Origin of the sequence: Anaerostipes sp. 992a, assembly GCF_001940245.1 — a bacterium.
Lineage (GTDB): Bacteria > Bacillota > Clostridia > Lachnospirales > Lachnospiraceae > Fimousia.
Window position 1 is genome coordinate 128,989 of record NZ_MJIG01000005.1, and the last position, 18,170, is coordinate 147,158.

The 18,170-nt window shown below is 41.1% G+C and carries 19 protein-coding genes; 17 read left to right on the top strand and 2 right to left on the bottom strand.

Features of this window, described 5'->3' with window-relative positions:
- Positions 1-297: 297 nt before the first annotated feature.
- On the bottom strand, positions 298-696 hold the full coding sequence (locus BHF69_RS12325; RefSeq protein WP_075672073.1) for a pyridoxamine 5'-phosphate oxidase family protein: 399 nt from the start codon (positions 694-696) through the stop codon (positions 298-300).
- Between the two features lie 122 nt (positions 697-818).
- Between BHF69_RS12325 and BHF69_RS12330 the strand changes: the two genes are divergently transcribed.
- The 17 genes from BHF69_RS12330 (at position 819) to BHF69_RS12410 (ending at position 16,396) form a co-directional block, all read left to right on the top strand.
- On the top strand, positions 819-1,157 hold the full coding sequence (locus BHF69_RS12330; RefSeq protein WP_075672075.1) for a winged helix-turn-helix transcriptional regulator: 339 nt from the start codon (positions 819-821) through the stop codon (positions 1,155-1,157).
- Positions 1,158-1,285: 128 nt separating this feature from the next.
- Positions 1,286-1,756, top strand: coding sequence for an Rrf2 family transcriptional regulator (locus BHF69_RS12335; RefSeq protein ID WP_075672077.1), 471 nt, complete (start codon positions 1,286-1,288; stop codon positions 1,754-1,756).
- 14 nt (positions 1,757-1,770) lie between these two features.
- A complete protein-coding gene (locus BHF69_RS12340) occupies positions 1,771-2,517 on the top strand; it encodes a 4Fe-4S binding protein (RefSeq protein ID WP_075672079.1) in 747 nt (248 codons plus the stop codon).
- 67 nt (positions 2,518-2,584) lie between these two features.
- Entirely contained in the window at positions 2,585-3,244 is a 660-nt protein-coding gene (locus BHF69_RS12345) for a nitroreductase family protein (protein ID WP_075672081.1), read from the top strand.
- An 11-nt stretch (positions 3,245-3,255) separates the two neighbouring features.
- Entirely contained in the window at positions 3,256-3,801 is a 546-nt protein-coding gene (locus BHF69_RS12350) for a methylated-DNA--[protein]-cysteine S-methyltransferase (RefSeq protein WP_075672083.1), read from the top strand.
- A gap of 297 nt (positions 3,802-4,098) precedes the next feature.
- Positions 4,099-5,136 (top strand): sulfate ABC transporter substrate-binding protein, encoded by a 1,038-nt coding sequence (locus BHF69_RS12355; RefSeq protein ID WP_075672085.1) that lies wholly within the window; start codon positions 4,099-4,101, stop codon positions 5,134-5,136.
- 33 nt (positions 5,137-5,169) lie between these two features.
- Complete coding sequence (cysT, locus tag BHF69_RS12360) at positions 5,170-6,006, top strand: sulfate ABC transporter permease subunit CysT (protein ID WP_075672087.1); 837 nt, start codon at positions 5,170-5,172, stop codon at positions 6,004-6,006.
- Positions 6,006-6,830 (top strand): sulfate ABC transporter permease subunit CysW, encoded by an 825-nt coding sequence (gene cysW, locus BHF69_RS12365; RefSeq protein WP_075672089.1) that lies wholly within the window; start codon positions 6,006-6,008, stop codon positions 6,828-6,830. Before cysT ends, cysW begins: the two co-directional genes overlap by 1 nt.
- Positions 6,831-6,834: 4 nt before the next feature.
- Complete coding sequence (locus BHF69_RS12370; protein ID WP_075672091.1) at positions 6,835-7,893, top strand: ABC transporter ATP-binding protein; 1,059 nt, start codon at positions 6,835-6,837, stop codon at positions 7,891-7,893.
- 19 nt (positions 7,894-7,912) lie between these two features.
- The gene (locus BHF69_RS12375) at positions 7,913-9,610 is read left to right on the top strand and encodes an adenylyl-sulfate reductase subunit alpha (protein WP_075672093.1); all 1,698 of its coding nucleotides are present in this window, start codon (positions 7,913-7,915) and stop codon (positions 9,608-9,610) included.
- Positions 9,591-9,902 carry an indolepyruvate ferredoxin oxidoreductase subunit alpha gene (locus BHF69_RS12380; protein ID WP_075672095.1) on the top strand — a complete coding sequence of 104 codons (312 nt, stop codon included), beginning with the start codon at positions 9,591-9,593 and terminating at the stop codon, positions 9,900-9,902. Before BHF69_RS12375 ends, BHF69_RS12380 begins: the two co-directional genes overlap by 20 nt.
- A gap of 37 nt (positions 9,903-9,939) precedes the next feature.
- Positions 9,940-10,842 carry a sulfate adenylyltransferase subunit CysD gene (gene cysD / locus BHF69_RS12385; RefSeq protein ID WP_075672097.1) on the top strand — a complete coding sequence of 301 codons (903 nt, stop codon included), beginning with the start codon at positions 9,940-9,942 and terminating at the stop codon, positions 10,840-10,842.
- Entirely contained in the window at positions 10,842-12,530 is a 1,689-nt protein-coding gene (locus tag BHF69_RS12390) for a sulfate adenylyltransferase subunit 1 (RefSeq protein ID WP_075672099.1), read from the top strand. The genes cysD and BHF69_RS12390 overlap by 1 nt, the downstream gene beginning before the upstream one ends.
- 928 nt (positions 12,531-13,458) lie before the next feature.
- Entirely contained in the window at positions 13,459-14,532 is a 1,074-nt protein-coding gene (locus BHF69_RS12395; protein WP_075672101.1) for a LacI family DNA-binding transcriptional regulator, read from the top strand.
- Between the two features lie 22 nt (positions 14,533-14,554).
- Positions 14,555-15,331 (top strand): 4Fe-4S binding protein, encoded by a 777-nt coding sequence (locus tag BHF69_RS12400; protein ID WP_075672103.1) that lies wholly within the window; start codon positions 14,555-14,557, stop codon positions 15,329-15,331.
- Positions 15,324-15,575, top strand: a complete 252-nt coding sequence (locus BHF69_RS12405) for a sulfurtransferase TusA family protein (RefSeq protein ID WP_075672105.1) — start codon at positions 15,324-15,326, stop codon at positions 15,573-15,575. The genes BHF69_RS12400 and BHF69_RS12405 overlap by 8 nt, the downstream gene beginning before the upstream one ends.
- On the top strand, positions 15,575-16,396 hold the full coding sequence (locus BHF69_RS12410; protein WP_075672107.1) for a HesA/MoeB/ThiF family protein: 822 nt from the start codon (positions 15,575-15,577) through the stop codon (positions 16,394-16,396). Before BHF69_RS12405 ends, BHF69_RS12410 begins: the two co-directional genes overlap by 1 nt.
- Positions 16,397-16,427: 31 nt before the next feature.
- On the opposite strand, the gene hcp is transcribed toward BHF69_RS12410, so the two are convergent.
- Positions 16,428-18,101, bottom strand: coding sequence for a hydroxylamine reductase (hcp, locus tag BHF69_RS12415; protein ID WP_075672109.1), 1,674 nt, complete (start codon positions 18,099-18,101; stop codon positions 16,428-16,430).
- Positions 18,102-18,170: the final 69 nt, after the last annotated feature.

Consider the following 18,170-nt stretch of genomic DNA (forward strand, 5'->3'; position numbering starts at 1 on the left):
CCCCATAATTAAACCACATGCCGACAGGAGGATAGCAGGCCAGTTATCTGGATCATGGTAACGGACAGCGGTTTGCCCCTTTATCACCCCAGCCAAAAGCAGCACCGAGTTCTGCTTGTGTCATATTCCGGAATGTCCGGATTTTTGAATGCCGACACATGTGGAGACTGTGGTGAAGCTTCTGAATGTATAAATGCAAAAGCTGCACTGCGACACATAACAAGGGAAAAAACTTCCCTTTTTTATCAGACAATAACAAAGCATCCGCTGTTTTAAACGGATGCTTTTGCAACATATCTAAAACTTAATTACTTTTGGTTCATCTGTAAAAGAACTAATCGTAGCAATACCATTTTCAAAATAAAATACTGTCATCAGGTTATCATCAACCGTATACATGCTGCTTAAAGAAGCTTTATTTGCTTCCATCATTGCCACTCTTGCTTCGCGTCTCACATCTTCTTTTACATTGCCAGTTACACGAATCCATGTTCCTTTATGCATTGCACAAATCTCGACCATGGAATTTTTCAGCATTTGCTTATAAACTTCTTTTTTATTGTTTGTTACAATATAAAGCTTTCCTTCAAATTCGGCAACTGCCCCAAATGGTCTTACACGAGGCTGTCCAGTCTCCTCACTGGTTGCCAGGTAGAATGTACCTACTGCTTTCAAATACTCCAATACTTCGTTCATACAAAAATGCTCCTTTCAAATGTTTCTTGACGAAATTCTTTTCTACGCTTACTATTATATGTGTTAAGAACATTTATGCAAGTACGATATTTTATGATACCAGTATCAGAAAGGATACCAATATGGCAAAGAAAGAATTATTTGGTTTATGCCCATATGTTACATCTCAAAAAGTTCTAACCGGAAAATGGTCTATATATATCCTATATCTCCTATCCGATGGAGCAATCCGTTTCAATGAACTTCAGAGAAAAATGCCGGAAGAAATGACGCACACGACGCTTTCTAGACAATTAAAAAAGCTGGAGAAGGAAGGCCTGATCATTCGAACAGAATACGCTCAGATTCCTCCTAAAGTTGAATATTCCCTGAGTGATATTGGGGTAAAATTTAAAAAAGTTCTCAACGCTCTTGGAGAATGGGGTGATGAATATATTGAATATATAAATAGCCAAAAGTAAAATGCAATTACTTGACCATATATTTCAGACGCTATATAATGTATCTGTATCTGATACAAATACGAATTAGAGAGGATATTTCTGGGTTGTATTACAATGGTGCAAGTATATGATCAGGAGGAAAAAGAATGGATACTAAATTTTCTGTTGCTGTACATGTGTTGATTCTGATTTCGGAGGCTTCCACTCCGTTGAATTCGGACCAAATGGCAGGAAGTGTCGGTACCAACGCCAGCTACGTTCGCAAAATACTGGCACTGTTGAAAAAATCAGGAGTGGTTAACAGTCACAGAGGAGCTCGTGGTTATACATTGACCACAACTCCGGAACAGATTACATTGCTTAGGATTTATCAGGCAGTTATGGAAAAAACGCAAATTCATCTTTTGGATGTTCATCAGAATGCCAATGACCAGTGCGTGGTAGGTCGCCACATCGGACCAGTACTAAATGGAATGTTTGAGGGTATGGAAGATGCCTTTGCCCGAATGCTTTCGGAAAGAACTCTTGCAGACTGCATTGCAGCTATACGGGCAGAGATGGACCATAATGTACAGTCTGACGAAAGAAGATGTGAAAAAATTATGAATCAAATATAGGAGGATATAGATTTATGAATGTTGTAGAGATCGTATTCAGTCCCACAGGTGGTACAGAGAAAGTCGCTCATATTATCAGTGGACATTGGAAGGAAAGCGTGGTAAAAATTGATCTGAGTGATTACAAAACTGATTTTGCCAAGTGTAAGATTGAGAAAGAGGATATGGTTTTAATCGCCATGCCTTCGTTTGGAGGAAGAGCTCCTGCCGTGGCAATAGAACGGTTGAAACAGATGACAGGAAATGGTGCAAAGTGTACGCTCGTATGTGTATATGGAAACCGGGCTTATGAAGATACCCTTGTGGAGATGGAGGATGCGGCCAAAGAATGTGGATTTCAGGTCGTTGCAGCCATTGCTGCCGTAGCAGAACACTCCATCATGCCACAGTATGCTTCAAACAGACCGGATGAGTCTGATAAGAAACAGCTGATCCATTTCGCTGATCAGATTGCAGGCAAGGATGGAGAGGTTGTTTCTATTCCAGGAAATCGCCCTTATAAAAAGGCCGGTGGAGCCGGACTTGTTCCAAAACCGACCAAGAACTGTGTGAAGTGTGGAATGTGTGTAGAGAGATGTCCTGTACAGGCGATTAATTCGACTGGTTATACGACGGATTCGAAAAAGTGTATTTCCTGTATGCGTTGTGTGAATCAGTGTCCTGAAAAAGCAAGAAAGGTCAATGGTGCAATGGTATCTATTGCTGCTTTGGCAATGAAAAAGGCATGTTCGATCCGAAAAGAAAATGAGCTGTTTCTGTAATGAAAAAGGATATGAAGACGGACAAAAATAGTACATAATAATAGTGAAAAGGAAAGAGTTGAAAGAAATGGATTTATTGCAAGCCATACAGGAAAGGCATTCTGTAAGAGTATACACAGAGCAGAAAATTGAGGATGAAAAACGGCAAAGATTAAGTGCATTGATCAGGGAGTGCAATGAGGAAAGTGGATTGCATATTCAGATACGTTATGATGATCCAAATGGGTTTGAATCAAAGCTGGCACATTATGGAAGTTTCCGCAATGTGAATAATTATATTATCCTGGCAGGAAAGCCTTCGGATAGTCTGCAGGAAAAATGTGGATACTATGGGGAAAAGATTGTTCTTGAAGCCCAGAGAATAGGACTGAATACCTGTTGGGTAGCATTGTCTTTTAATAAGGTGAATGTAAAAAAACGAATTCCGAATGGTGAAAAAATGGTGTTAGTCATAGCCATAGGCTATGGAGAAACACAGGGGAAATCACATAAGAGCAAGAAACTGAAGAGTGTCATGGCAACAAAAGGTGAAATGCCGGAGTGGTTTCAAAAAGGGGCAGAGGCAGCACTTCTTGCTCCAACAGCAATCAATCAGCAGAAATTTAAAATGGGAATTAAGAATGGAAAACCTGTCATTCGTATAGCGGGCATGGGACCGTATACGAAAATAGATCTTGGAATTGTGAAATATCATTTCGAGGTAGCATCTGGACATAAGGTTTGTTAGGAGTAAAAGGTATGACTTATATATGGAGCTATCCAACACCGGATGGGTTTACAGATCTACAGATGAGCAGCGATGGAGAGTATCTGACTGGACTGTGGTTTGAAGGGTCAAGGGATGCTTCCAAACATTTCATAGATGGTGCTGAAAAGAATCTGGTTATCTTTCAGGAGACCTGTCGTTGGTTAGATTGTTATTTTAGCGGAGAAAATCCGGATTTTACGCCTTTATATAAAATAGAAAATCTGACTCCATTTCGGCAGGAAGTGATTGAAATCATGAACACCATTTCATTTGGCGATACGTTGACCTATGGGGATATCGCCAAAATGATCGCGAAAAACAGAGGACTAAAAAGGATGTCAGCTCAGGCAGTAGGCGGAGCGGTGGGATGGAATCCAATCTGTATTATCATTCCATGCCATAGGGTTGTTGGGGCCGATGGAAGCTTGACAGGATATGGGGGAGGTATTAAGAATAAGGCTACATTATTAAAGCATGAGAAAGCGGGAGATAAAATAGAATTAGATGTAATAAAGAGGAGTATAAATAAGATATAAACTCAGATAAAAACGGAGTGAGGCTAGAATGGTCTCGCTCCGTTTTTTGTATGTATAGAAATGTGATTTGTTCTTGTAAAACAAAGGATGACAACGTTTGCATGAAATACAGGGTAAAAAAGGGAAAAAATAGGAAAAAATGATGCTGTAACGAGAAAAAGTATTGGAAAATGGAAGAAATGAAAGGGATTTGTGACAACGTTTTCTAGTTTTCCTATTTAAATAGTAGGTTATAGAAGCTATAATGCAAATACGTAAAATCAATGAAAGAAAAAAGAAGAAAGAGGGAGAAAGCATATGAAAAGAAAAAATATAATCGCAATTGGTCTTATAGTGATTTTAGCACTTACCAGTCTGACTGGATGTGGTGCAGGAAGTAAAGAGGAAAAGAAGAGTGGATCTTCCGATAAGGTATCGATCACAAATGTATCTTACGATCCGACAAGAGAGTTATATGAAGAGTATAATAAGATTTTTGCAAAGCATTGGAAAGAGGAAAAAGGACAGGATGTAGAGATTACACAGTCTCATGGAGGTTCTGGTAAGCAGGCACTGGAGGTTGCCAATGGATTGGAAGCAGATGTAGTGACACTGGCTCTTGAGTATGATGTAAAAGCGGTACAGGATGCAGGATTGATCGAAGATGGATGGGTGGATGAATTTGACAATGACAGTTCACCATATACATCTACCATCGTTTTCCTGGTTCGAAAAGGCAATCCGAAGAACATTAAGGATTGGGATGATCTGACAAAAGATGGAGTAGGAGTGATTACACCAAATCCAAAAACATCTGGAGGAGCGCGTTGGAATTACCTGGCAGCATGGGCATATGCAGATAAGCTTTATAATGGCAATGAGACAAAGATCAAGGATTTCATGAAAAAATTATATCAAAACGTGTTGGTATTGGATTCTGGAGCACGAGGAGCAACCACATCCTTTGTTGAAAATGGACAGGGAGATGTATTGATCGCCTGGGAAAACGAAGCTTATCTATCTGTAAAAGATTATCCAGATGATTATGAGATCATTACTCCAAGCATCAGCATTTTGGCACAGCCTTCTGTAGCAGTAGTAGATTCCGTTGTAGACAAAAAGGGTACTCGTGATGTGGCTACTGAATATCTGAATTATCTGTATTCTGATGAGGCACAGAGAATTGCAGGAGATAATTATTATCGTCCTTCTAATGAAAAGATTCTGAAAGAATATAAGGATGTATTTGATCTTGATATTAATCTTGTAACTATTAAGGACTTTGGTGGATGGGATAAAGCACAGAAAACACACTTTGCAGATGGCGGTGTATTTGACCAGATTTATGAAGAATAGTAAATATTTAAGGAATAGAGGTAGGATAGTAGAATGAAGAAAACTGGAAAACGGGTTATCCCGGGATTAAACCTGACCATGGGAGTAACCATTGCTATGCTGAGTATAGTAGTGCTGATTCCGCTGGCATCTCTGGCAGTGTATTCTTCCAGCCTTGGTATGAAAGAATTTTTTCAGGTAATAACCAGAGAAAGAGTGTTATCCAGCTTTTATGTAAGTTTTATTACAGCATTTGTGGCATCTGCTGTCAATGCTGTTATGGGATTGATTCTGGCATGGGTTCTTGTCAGATATGATTTCCCTGGAAAACGGCTGATGGATGGAATGATAGAGCTTCCTTTTGCACTGCCCACGGCCGTAGCGGGTATTGCGCTGACATCACTTACGTCCGATCAGGGGTTGGTAGGAAAATTTTTCGCTCAGTTTGGAATCAAAATTGCATATACCAGAATTGGAATTACCATCGCCCTGGTGTTCATCGGTATTCCGTTTGTAGTTCGGGCCGTACAGCCGGTACTGGAGAAGCTGGATGGTTCTTATGAAGAAGCTGCTATGGTCCTTGGGGCGAAGCCGGCAGTCATATTTAGAAAAGTAATTTTTCCAGAGCTGATGCCTGCACTGTTTACAGGAACAGGACTGGCATTCGGACGATGCCTTGGCGAATATGGAAGTGTTGTATTTATTGCTGGTAACAAACCTTATTATACGGAAATTACTCCACTGATCATTATGTCAGAGCTTCAGGAATATGACTATGCCAGTGCCACATCCATCGCTCTGGTAATGTTGTTTGTTTCATTTTTGATTTTGTTTGGAGTGAATGCAATACAGGCACATAATTCAAAGCGGATAAAAGGAGGAAATAGCTGATGGAAGCAGAAAAAAAAGAACAATCCCAGCTGGTAAAGTGGCTGCTTATAGGAATCAGTGTTCTGTTTTTGGTGATCATGCTGGTACTTCCCCTGTTTGTTGTGGTTACAGAGGCACTTCGAAAAGGATGGGAATTTTATGTATCTGCGATTACAGATGAATATACGATAAAAGCGCTGATACTGACCATAGAAGCTACAGTGGCTGCAGTGATCTGCAATACTATTTTTGGCCTGTGTGCTGCATGGGCTTTGACTAGATTTCATTTTCGTGGCAAAAAAATATTGACCACATTAATTGATATTCCGGTAACCGTATCACCGATCATAGCAGGTCTTATTTATATCCTGGTTTTCGGAAAACAAAGTTTTCTATATCCTTATCTTCAGCAGGCAGGAATAAAAATCGTGTTTGCTGTACCGGGAATCATACTTGCAACTATATTTGTTACGTTTCCATTTGTCTCCAGGGAATTGATACCAGTATTGGAATCAATAGGGACAGATGAAGAAGAGGCAGCAGCACTAATGGGGGCAAAAGGGCTTACCATATTCCGTAAGATTACCTTCCCTCATATTAAATGGGCGTTTCTCTATGGTATTGTGCTCTGTACGGCAAGAGCTATGGGAGAGTTTGGTGCAGTATCCGTTTTGTCAGGCCACCTTCGGGGTGTGACCAATACACTGCCCCTTCATGTAGAGATATTATTCAATGAATTCCAGTATGTACCGGCTTTTGCCGTATCCTCCATTCTTGTAATTTTGGCGGTAATTCTTCTGGTAATTCGAAGTATTGTAGAATATAGAGGAAAAAAGGAGACATAAGCAGATGTATGTGGAACTAAAACATATTAATAAGACTTTTGGTACATATAAAGCATCCAATGACGTAAGTTTTGGTATCGAAAAGGGAAAATTAATTGGACTTCTGGGACCAAGCGGCAGTGGAAAGACGACGATACTTCGTATGATTGCCGGACTGGAGCATCCAGATAGTGGAGAAATCATTATTAACGGAAAAGTAGTCAATGATATTTCTGCCAGCGCCAGAGGGATTGGATTTGTATTTCAAAATTATGCGCTGTTTCGTTATATGACGGTGTATGACAACATTGCGTTTGGATTAAAGGTAAAGAAAGAAGATCCTCATAAAATAAGGGAGAGAGTTTCTGAGTTGATCGCTCTGACAGGGCTAAAAGGTCTGGAAAAGCGGTATCCTAGCCAGTTGTCAGGAGGACAGCGGCAGAGAGTCGCTTTTGCAAGAGCATTGGCACCAAATCCACAGCTTTTGCTTCTGGATGAACCATTTGCAGCCATTGATGCGAAAATCAGACAGGAATTGAGAAGCTGGCTGAAAGAAATGATAGAAAAACTGGGAATTACCAGCATTTTTGTGACTCATGATCAGGATGAGGCCATTGAGGTAGCAGATGAGATCATTATTACCAATCAAGGAAAAATTGAGCAGATGGGAACACCTTTGGAGGTATATCAGAATCCAACAACGGCATTTACAGCATCCTTTTTCGGGCAGACATCCATTGTAGAAGAATATCGCAAGATTCACTATTTTGAATCCATGGAAGGGGCCCATCGTGCCATTGTACGACCTGAATTTATACGGGTTACAAAGAAAAATGAGTCTCAGATTTATAAACGTTCTGCCATGGAAGGAATTGTGGAAAAAATTTCTTTCCGAGGCAATAATCTGGAATTGAAGGTGCGTATCAATGATATGGTACTGACCGCCAAAAGAGGACTGGAGGAACAGCCTGTTGAGGAAGGTGAAACCGTGGATGTCTTTGTCTACAAGCTGTTTGTGATAAAAGGAGATCAGGCCTTCCTGCTTCAAAACAGTTCTATTCGCGAAGAATCATTGGTTATTTAAAAGAAAGAGATTTGAAAACATGAGAGAAAAGTTACAGATTGAAAGAATAGAGACAGACGTTCTGATTGTAGGTGGTGGTACAGCAGGATGTTATGCAGCATTGACGGTGGCCAGGAATTCTGGGAAGCGTGTGTTGATCGCAGAGAAAGCAAATATGAAAAGAAGTGGCTGTCTGGCCGCAGGTGTCAATGCGATCAATGCCTACATTGTCAAAGGGCGTACGCCGGAGGATTATGTTGATTATGCCACCAAAGATGCAGCTGGAATTGTACGAAGAGATTTATTGTTGTCAGCAGCCAGACGGTTTAATGATGTGACAGCAGATATGGAATCCCTTGGACTTGTCATATTAAAGGATGAAAATGGAGATTACGTAGCCAGAGGAAACCGAAATATTAAGATCAATGGGGAAAACTTCAAACCGATTTTGGCAAAGGCCGTTGCAAAAGAAGAAAATATTCAGGTTCTTAATTATGTAAATATAACGGATTTATTGGTGGAACATAATCAGGTATACGGTGCGGTAGGATTTTCCATTGTGGATGAAAAAGCTTATATCATAGAGGCTAAGGCAGTTTTGGTCGCTACAGGTGGAGCGGCAGGGCTGTATCGTCCGAATAACCCTGGTTTTTCCAGACATAAAATGTGGTATCCGCCGTTTAATACTGGTGCCGGATATGCCATGGGACTGCGTGCAGGCGCAGAAATGACTTCTTTTGAGATGCGTTTCATTGCTCTTCGGTGTAAAGATACCATTGCTCCAACTGGTACCATCGCTCAGGGAGTAAGAGCCAAGCAGGTAAACTCCAAAGGTTTTGTATATGAAGATAAATATGGGATTACAACCAGCGAACGTGTCTATGGAACCGTAAAGGAAAATCAATTGGGGAATGGCCCTTGTTATCTTCGCACAAGTGTAATAACGGAGGAACAGGATCAGCAGCTTTTAAAAGCATATCTGAATATGGCTCCAAGTCAGACATTAAAATGGATCGAAAGCGGCAAAATGCCGAGTGAACAGGATGTAGAAATTCAGGGAACAGAGCCGTACATCGTAGGTGGGCATACGGCCAGTGGATATTGGGTGGATACCCACAGGCAGACGACAATAGATGGGCTTTACGCAGCCGGAGATGTAGCTGGAGGCTGCCCTCAGAAATATGTAACGGGAGCTCTGGCAGAAGGAGAGATCGCAGCATTGTCAATTCTGGATAAATGGAAGACTGCAGAAGAGATTCCACCGACAGACAGTATTCAAAAGCAGGCAGATGCAGTAATACAGGAATATGAAAAAATCCGAAATACGAATACTCCGGTATTTACCACAGAAGAGCTGGAAGAAGCCATGCAGAAGATCATGGATGAATATGCAGGAGGTATTTCCTCTTATTATCAATATAATGAAAAGCAGTTGAATCTGGCAGATGAGAAGATTGAACAATTATTGAAATTGTCAGATGAGATAGGGGCTTCGGATATGCATGAGCTGCTATTTGCTTACGAGTTGAAGGAAAGACTTCTGGTATGTAAAGCATTGATTGCTCATTTAAAAAACAGAAAAGAAACCAGATGGCATTCCTTTAATGAAAATCTGGACCATCCGGACACGGACAGCCGATATTTCAAATATGTAAACTCCAGATTGGAGAACGGGACCATCCACATACAGTTCCGGGATATTGTAAAGGAGGATACTTATGAGCATAAAGATCAATAAAGAAAAATGTGTAGGCTGCAAAAAGTGTCAGGAGGTATGTCCAGGCACCCTGATCGCGATAGAAGATCATAAAGCAGTTATAAAATATCCAAGAAACTGCTGGGGCTGTGTATCCTGTGTCAAGGAGTGCGCAGCAGGAGCTATTGATTTTTACCTGGGAGCAGATATAGGAGGCACAGGAAGTGTCATGAATGTTACAAAAAGCGGAGATTTCCTCCATTGGAACATTCGAAAACCAGATGGCAGTGAAATCGTCATCGATGTCAATCGAAAAAACTCCAATCAATACTAGGATTGTAAAAGAAAAACTTGAAAAGCAGGAGGACAATATGAGTGGATTATCACATTTAGACGAATTAGAGGCAGAAGCCATTTATATTATACGTGAAGTGGCGGCAGAATGCGAAAACCCGGTTATGCTGTATTCTATAGGAAAAGACAGTTCAGTAATGCTTCATCTGGCCTTGAAAGCATTTTATCCGGAGAAACCGCCATTCCCATTTCTTCATGTAAATACAACATGGAAATTTAAAGAAATGATCGAGTTTCGTGATAAAACAGCCAAAGAGCTTGGCATTGAAATGCTGGAATATATTAATGAAGACGGAGTGAAGCAGGGCATCAATCCATTTGATCATGGCTCCGCTTATACAGATATTATGAAAACACAGGCCTTAAAACAGGCTTTAAATAAATATGGTTTTACGGCGGCATTTGGCGGCGGACGCCGAGATGAAGAGAAAAGCCGTGCAAAAGAAAGAATCTTCTCCTTCCGTAATGAATCTCATGCCTGGGATCCGAAAAATCAGCGTCCGGAGATGTGGAAGTTATATAATACTGAGATCAACAAAGGAGAGAGCATTCGTGTATTCCCAATCTCCAACTGGACAGAGAAGGATATATGGCAATATATTAAGAGGGAAAATATTCCGATCGTTCCCCTTTACTTTGCAGCAGAAAGACCAGTGGTAGAAAGAGATGGAAACCTGATTATGGTAGATGATGACCGTATGAGGCTGAAGCCTGGAGAAGTGGTAGAAAAGAAAAAGGTACGGTTCCGTACACTGGGATGCTATCCTTTGACAGGTGGTATTGAGTCAGAGGCAGATACCCTGGACCAGATCATTGAAGAGACATTAAGCTCTGTAGAGTCTGAGCGAACCAGCCGTGTCATTGATAAAGACGGCGGGGCAGCCAGCATGGAAAAGAGAAAGAGAGAGGGGTATTTCTAATGAGTGGATTATTGAAATTTATTACGTGTGGAAGTGTGGATGATGGAAAATCCACATTAATTGGACATATTCTTTATGATTCAAAGCTTTTATATGCGGATCAGGAAAAGGCTTTGGTACTGGATAGTAAGGTGGGATCCCGAGGAGGTGCCATTGATTATTCTCTCCTTCTGGATGGACTCATGGCAGAAAGAGAACAGGGAATTACCATCGATGTAGCCTATCGTTACTTTACGACAGATAAGAGAAGTTTTATTGTAGCGGATACCCCGGGACACGAAGAGTATACGAGAAATATGGCAGTGGGTGCATCCTTTGCACAGTTGTCTATTATTCTTGTAGATGCTACTCAGGGCGTACTGGTACAGACGAGACGCCATAGTCGCATTTGTGCACTGATGGGCATCAAACATTTTGTATTCGCAGTCAATAAAATGGATTTGGCCGGTTACAGTCAGGAACGCTTTGAAGAGATCAAAAAGGATATTGAAGAGCTGTCAGAAGCATTAAAATTGCAGGATGTGACAGTAATTCCGGTAAGTGCTACGGAGGGTGATAATGTAACACAAAAATCGGATAATATGCCATGGTATACCGGAAAAGCACTTCTTGATCATCTGGAAACGGTGGATGTATCAGAGCAGGAAGAGACTTCTTTCTATATGCCTGTACAGCGTGTATGCCGTCCAAATCATGAATTCAGAGGGTTTCAGGGACAGGTGGAAAGTGGCAGTGTCAAAGAAGGACAGACCATTGTCACATTACCGAGCAGAGAGACTGCTACGGTGAAGAAGCTTCTGGTAGGCAGTGACAGCAAAAAAGAGGCTGTGGCGGGACAGGCAGTAACCATTCAGTTGGATAAGGAAGTGGATGTAAGCCGTGGCTGTGTATTGACAGACGATGAGGAACTTCCGGTAGTGAAAAGCTTTACTGCAACATTTTTATGGATGGATGATGAGAATCTGGCAGTGGGCAAAGAATATCTGGTCAAATCTTCGACAAAGAGGATACCGGGATTTGTAAAAAAGATTCTTTACAAGATTGATGTGAATACAGGAGAACATATACCGGCAGATACGGTTGAGAAAAATGAAATTGCCGTATGCCAGGTGGAATTAACAGAAAAAATCGTACTGGATGTATTTAAGCATCATAAAACGCTGGGAGAATTGATTCTGATCGACCGTGTCAGCCACATGACTTCTGCCTGCGGTGTGGTAGAATCGGTAGATACTTCTGAGGAAAAGCCATATTTTGAAAAAGACGATATCAAGATTGGTGGATATATCTTTGAGGAGTTTTATTTTAATCTGGATAATGCCATGATGACGAAAGCAGATGCAGATAATCAGACATATCATCCAGGTGATGTGGTACCATCTGAAGGTGATAGCTTCAAATACCCGGATTACTTTGATATTATTTCTGTGAAAGCTAAGGCAGCAGTATTGATCCGTGATAAAAAGATTCAGGATATCATAAAGCTTGAAGAGTATCAGTTTGGTGGACTTCCGGTTCTGGATGAGAGAGGATTTGCGCTGACCATTAAGAATCAGAAAGAGCTGAAAGAGTTTTTGGCAGAGTTTGAAGAGACAGAAGAAAAGAACTTATCCGAGTTTCATAATAAATGGTCCCGATTTGAGACTTATAGAAAGATCGTGTGCACGGATAATTTCTGGATGATCTAAATGCGGGTTTTCTGGAATACAGATGCAAGCGATGAGAACGGAATGATTTCAGCCGGCAATCAGGTTTCCAGAGCTTAACAATCCCTAACATGCTTTGCGTTTTTGCCACTCGCCACAGCCGCTTCGCTTTTAGTGCTCTCGTGGTAGGGACCAGACGAAAATCTTATATGCCGCCCATCTGCAAATGATTCTTAAGCAAGCTTCTCCTCATTTGCTCTGATGGGCGGCAGAAAGCGTTGCTTTCTGCAAAGATTTTCTGACCGAGAGCAAACCATGTAAGTGATTGTAAAAAGCTCTTCCCAATATTGCCTTGCTGAAACACTTCCGTTCTTTTTTATAGTATTGCATCTATATAAGTTGGGAAAACGGGGATATGGTCTATGAAAAAGTTTTCTTCTTTTCCATGTTCCGTTTCCCCACACGAATATGGGAGAAGCCAATATACTACAAAGAACGAAACCATTCCGGTAAAGCAATCTGCGAAGGAGCTTACATGTTTTCTCAGGCAGAAAATCTTTGGCAAAAGCGATGCTTTTGGTCGTCCATAAGGACAAATGGCTGGAAGCTCCGTAGCCTGATTGCTGACCGGAATGATTTCGTTCTCATTTATTGTCCCATAGTCAAAGAAACCCACATTTATGCTACTACTTGCTATCGTTATTTTTAAGCAAATCAAGATACCTATTTCGATGTACTTCCGGGATATCCAGCATTTCCATAGCCTCTCCACAGCCTTAAGATGTAATCCAGGTCACGGTAAGGCATATTGGGATTGATGGTAGACCAAAATTGTTTTCAATACAAAAAGTAAGATATGTATAAAATTTTGAAACGTTTTCAATGAAAATACTGGAAATTTATTCAGATATTTGATATAAATATAAACATAGCTTACTTATAGGAATTATATGGAAAGAGAGGCACCAGGATGGCCACACTAAAGAAAATAGCAGAAATCACAGGAGTATCCTTATCTACGGTATCCCGTGTGTTGAACAATCCAGATTATCGATGTTCATCACCGGAAATAAGAGATAAAATCTGGGAAGCGGCCATGGAATTAAAATATGTACCAAACAAGGCAGCAAAGAATCTGAAGATGGGAACAGGAAATCAGATGGAAAAGGCATACTATATTGGTGTAATCATGACCAGGCCAGAGGCGGCTCAGACAGATTTATTTTATTCAGAGCTGTTGAGAGTGATAGAAACCGAAGTACATCGTAATTATTGCATTTTATCCAAGGTGTGGTATGCTCCCATTTTCTCTGATAAGAAGAGATGCAAGAGAGAAAATCTCAGTAAGATCGTCAAAGACATGAAAAATGAGACAGATGAAAAGATGGATGGTGTGATCGTCATTGGAAAGTGTGAGGCAAAAGCACTGGACTACATTCAGGATGGCTTTAAAAATGTAGTAAATATCAATCGAAATCCAATCGACCATACGGTTGATGAGGTGGTCTGTGATGGAGAAAAGATAGCAGCAATGGCAGTAGAGCATCTTATTGCACTGGGGCATAGAACCATTGGCTATGTGGGAGTATGTCAGGATGAAGCCAGATTTAAAGGATATATGGAGACATTAAAGAAACATGAGATAGAGTTTCATCCATCGTTTGTCTATGAGACAAGACCAACAGAAGCAAAAGGCTATGAGGTTATGGAGAAGATATTAGCGTCTGATGCAATGCCAACTGCCCTTTATTGTGCCAATGATATTATTGCTGTGGGAATATTAAAGAATTTAAGTAGACCACAAAACAGATATATTCACATTTCAGTCATTTCCAGTGACGACATTGAGCAGGCCCAGTTTACAAAGCCGATGCTGACCACAGTTGCGTTGCCAAAAGAGGAAATGGGTAAATTTGCTATGTTTTTGCTTTTGGACAGAATGAAAGGAAGACATAAGAATAAAGTAAAGCTTGAACTGAATGGAGAATTGATTCGCAGGGAAAGCTGCGGAAATGTTCAAGATTTGATTGATTATTATATATAAGAGAAAAGGGGTCAGGATAAACATGGATGATAAAGTGGATTATGGATCACTAAAAAAGGTAGCAGCAGTTTCAGAAAAGTACGGGAAGGGATATGTGCATCTCACTTCCCGACAGGGAGTTGAAATTCCGTTTATTTCATTCAAGGATATAGACCGTGTAAAACAGGAGTTGGCAGAAGGAGGATGTCAGCCTGGGACCTGTGGACCTCGAGTCAGAACCATTACTGCCTGTCAGGGGAATCAGGTCTGTCCAAGTGGAAATATTGATTCTTACCGAATTGCCAGCTTGCTAAATGACCGATACTTTGGCCGTGAGCTTCCCCATAAATTTAAATTTGGCGTTACCGGATGTCAGAATAATTGTTTAAAGGCCGAGGAAAATGACATCGGAATCAAAGGAGCCATGGATGTAAGGTGGAAGCAGGAGGAATGCATCACATGTGGGATTTGTAAAAAAATTTGTCGGGAGCGGGCGATCTCGATGGTAAATGGAGCGGTACAGGTGGACTATGACCGGTGCTCTTATTGTGGACGATGTGTAAAATCATGTCCTGCGGATGCAGGGGAATCAAAGGAAGGATTTCTGGTATCGTTTGGAGGAACTTTCGGTAATCGTATTCGGATCGGACAGCAGCTTTTGCCGTTGATCACTTCGGAAAAACAGCTATTTCGAGTGATAGATGCTGCGATTTCATTTTTTGAACAATATGGCCAAGAAGGAGAGCGATTTGGAGTCACAATAGATCGCATTGGACAGGATGTATTTTATGAAGTTGTGAAAGGAGCATACAATGGGTGAGTATGTAACAGATGCAGTGGTTGATATTACAGATGTGGTGTGTCCGATTACTTTTGTGAAGGTGAAAGTGGCATTAGAGGAGCTGAAGAGTGGGCAGATATTGGCGGTTCGTATGAAGGACGGAGAGCCAGTGCAAAATGTACCAAGAAGCGTTAAGGATGAAGGTCATAAGGTTTTAAAGCTGTTATCCAATGAAGATGGAACGTATACGTTGATCGTAAAAAAGGAAGAGGGTGAGCACTGATGGGTTTTTCCAATGAACAGCTGGAACGTTATTCCAGACATATCATTCTAAAGGAGATAGGAGTCAAAGGACAGAAAAAGCTTCTGGATGCCAGAGTTCTGATCATAGGAGCCGGCGGTCTGGGTGCGCCGGCGGCTATGTATCTGGCAGCAGCTGGAGTGGGGACCATAGGCATCGTAGATGGAGATGTGGTAGAACTGTCTAATTTGCAGCGTCAGATTATTCATACGACCGCAGATGTAGGAAAGGCAAAAGTACAATCAGCCAAAGAGACCATAGAGACCATGAACCCGGATATTACCGTGCATACCTATCAAACCTATGTTCATTCCCAAAATATACTGGAATTGATCAAGGATTATGACTTTATCATCGATGGAACGGATAACTTTCCTGCAAAGTTTTTGATCAACGATGCCTGTGTGATGGCAAAGAAACCATTCTCACATGCAGGAATCTTGCAGTTTCAGGGGCAGCTTATGACTTATGTTCCGGGAGAAGGACCATGTTATCGCTGTATTTTTAGAGATCCGCCTCCAGAGAATGCGGTTCCTTCCTGCAAAGAAGCAGGAGTGATCGGTGTTATGGGAGGTGTGATTGGCAGCCTTCAGGCTATGGAAGCAGTGAAATACATTGTGGGAGTGGGAGAACTGCTGACTGGCTGCATGCTCACTTATGATGCACTAAAGATGAAATTCCGCAAGGTGGAATTGCCAGAGCATGTGCCAGACTGTCCAGTCTGTGGGGAACATCCTACAATTACCCAATTAATAGATTACGAACAAAAAAGTTGTCGGATTCTTTCTGAGGGTAAAAACTAAGGCGAGGACAGCAAGAATGCGGATGATATTCTTAAATTTTTTGTTCCAGACATGTCTTAATGTCATCTTTCGCATTGCTGATCGGCCTTAACTGAAAGGTATCGGACATATATTGAAGCACATTAGGACTTAAGAATGCAGGTAGAGTCGGCCCCAGGTAGATATTCTTGATTCCAAGACTTAATAAGGCCAGAAGATCTGCCACTGCCTTTTGCTCATACCAAGAGACGATCAGCGATAATGGAAGTCCGTTAACATCTGTGTCAAATGCATCGGCCAGAGCAGTTGCAATGAGAATGGCGGAGTAAACATCATTGCATTGGCCAATATCCAACAGTCGTGGAATTCCTGCTATCTCTCCAAAATCCAGCTTATGAAAACGATATTTTCCACAGGCGAGAGTGAGGATCACACAATCCTCAGGAACCATTTTGGCAAATTCTGTGTAGTAGTTGCGACCGGGTCTTGCTCCGTCACATCCACCGATCAGGAAGAAATGACGGATAGTTCCATTTTTGACTGCTTCTACGATTTTATCTGCGTAGCTTAAGGTGGCATGGTGTCCAAAGCCAACTAAAATTTCATGGACATCTTGATCCTCTGGAAATCCTTTCAGTTCAATGGCTTTTTGAATGATATTGCTAAAATCCTTCTCACCATTTTCCTTTTTTTCAATATGTTGTACCCCTTCCCATCCGACCACATTGGTACTATAGATGCGGTCTTTATAGGTAGAGCGTGGGCGCATCAGACAGTTGGTAGTCATGAGAATACATCCAGGAAGACTGTCAAATTCTTTCTGCTGGTCCTGCCATGCACCACCGAAGTTACCGATTAGATGAGGATATTTCTTCAGTCCATCATAACCGTGACAAGGAAGCATTTCTCCATGTGTGTAAATGTTCACACCAGTACCCTGACTCTGTTCCAGGAGCATTTCAAGATCTTTTAAATCGTGTCCAGATACGATGATGAAAGGTCCTTTTTTTATGTGGACATTGACTTTATGAGGAGAAGGATTTCCATAAATAGCAGTATTTGCTTCATCTAATTTCTTCATGACCTCAATGGCCATTTCACCAGTACGCATGGTTATACGAATAAGCTCTTCTACAGACAGCTTATCATCGGTAATGTCTGATAATGCTTGAATATAAAAATCATCTACTTCATTACTAAAATATCCTAATTCGCGGGCCTGATGTCCATAAGCACTGATGCCTTTTAAACCGTATAGAATGGTTTGGCGTAAAGAGCGAATATCCGGATCTAAGTTTTTATCATACATAATGCCGGCCAAAGGAGCAGTCTTTAGCATTTCAGCTTTCGTTTTTGGCAGTTGGTACGTGGCATGAGCTGTGTGGGAAGCAATTTCACCTACCATGCTTTGTAGATCTTCTTTGATTTTTTGAGATTCTTGTAACAACCCTACATGTATGTCCACGTCAAAGTTTACATTGGTAAGGGTAGTAAAAAGAACATTTTCAATAAAGCTTACGATGGATTTATCCATATGCTGTCCTTCGTCTATCAGCACTTTTCCGTAGCAGCTGATGCCCTTGATTTGAAAGATTAATAAATCCTGTAGATTGGCGATTTCTGGGGTTTTACCACAAACCCCCATCTTGGTGCAGCCTTTTTGGTTGGCTGTCTGTTCACATTGATAGCAAAACATTTCGTAATTTAAATCCATATTGTTACCCATAACGTGCCTCCGCTTCTTTTTGCTTAGTATGTGCTAAAAGAAAAAGAATATACAAAAAGTAGGGTTTTA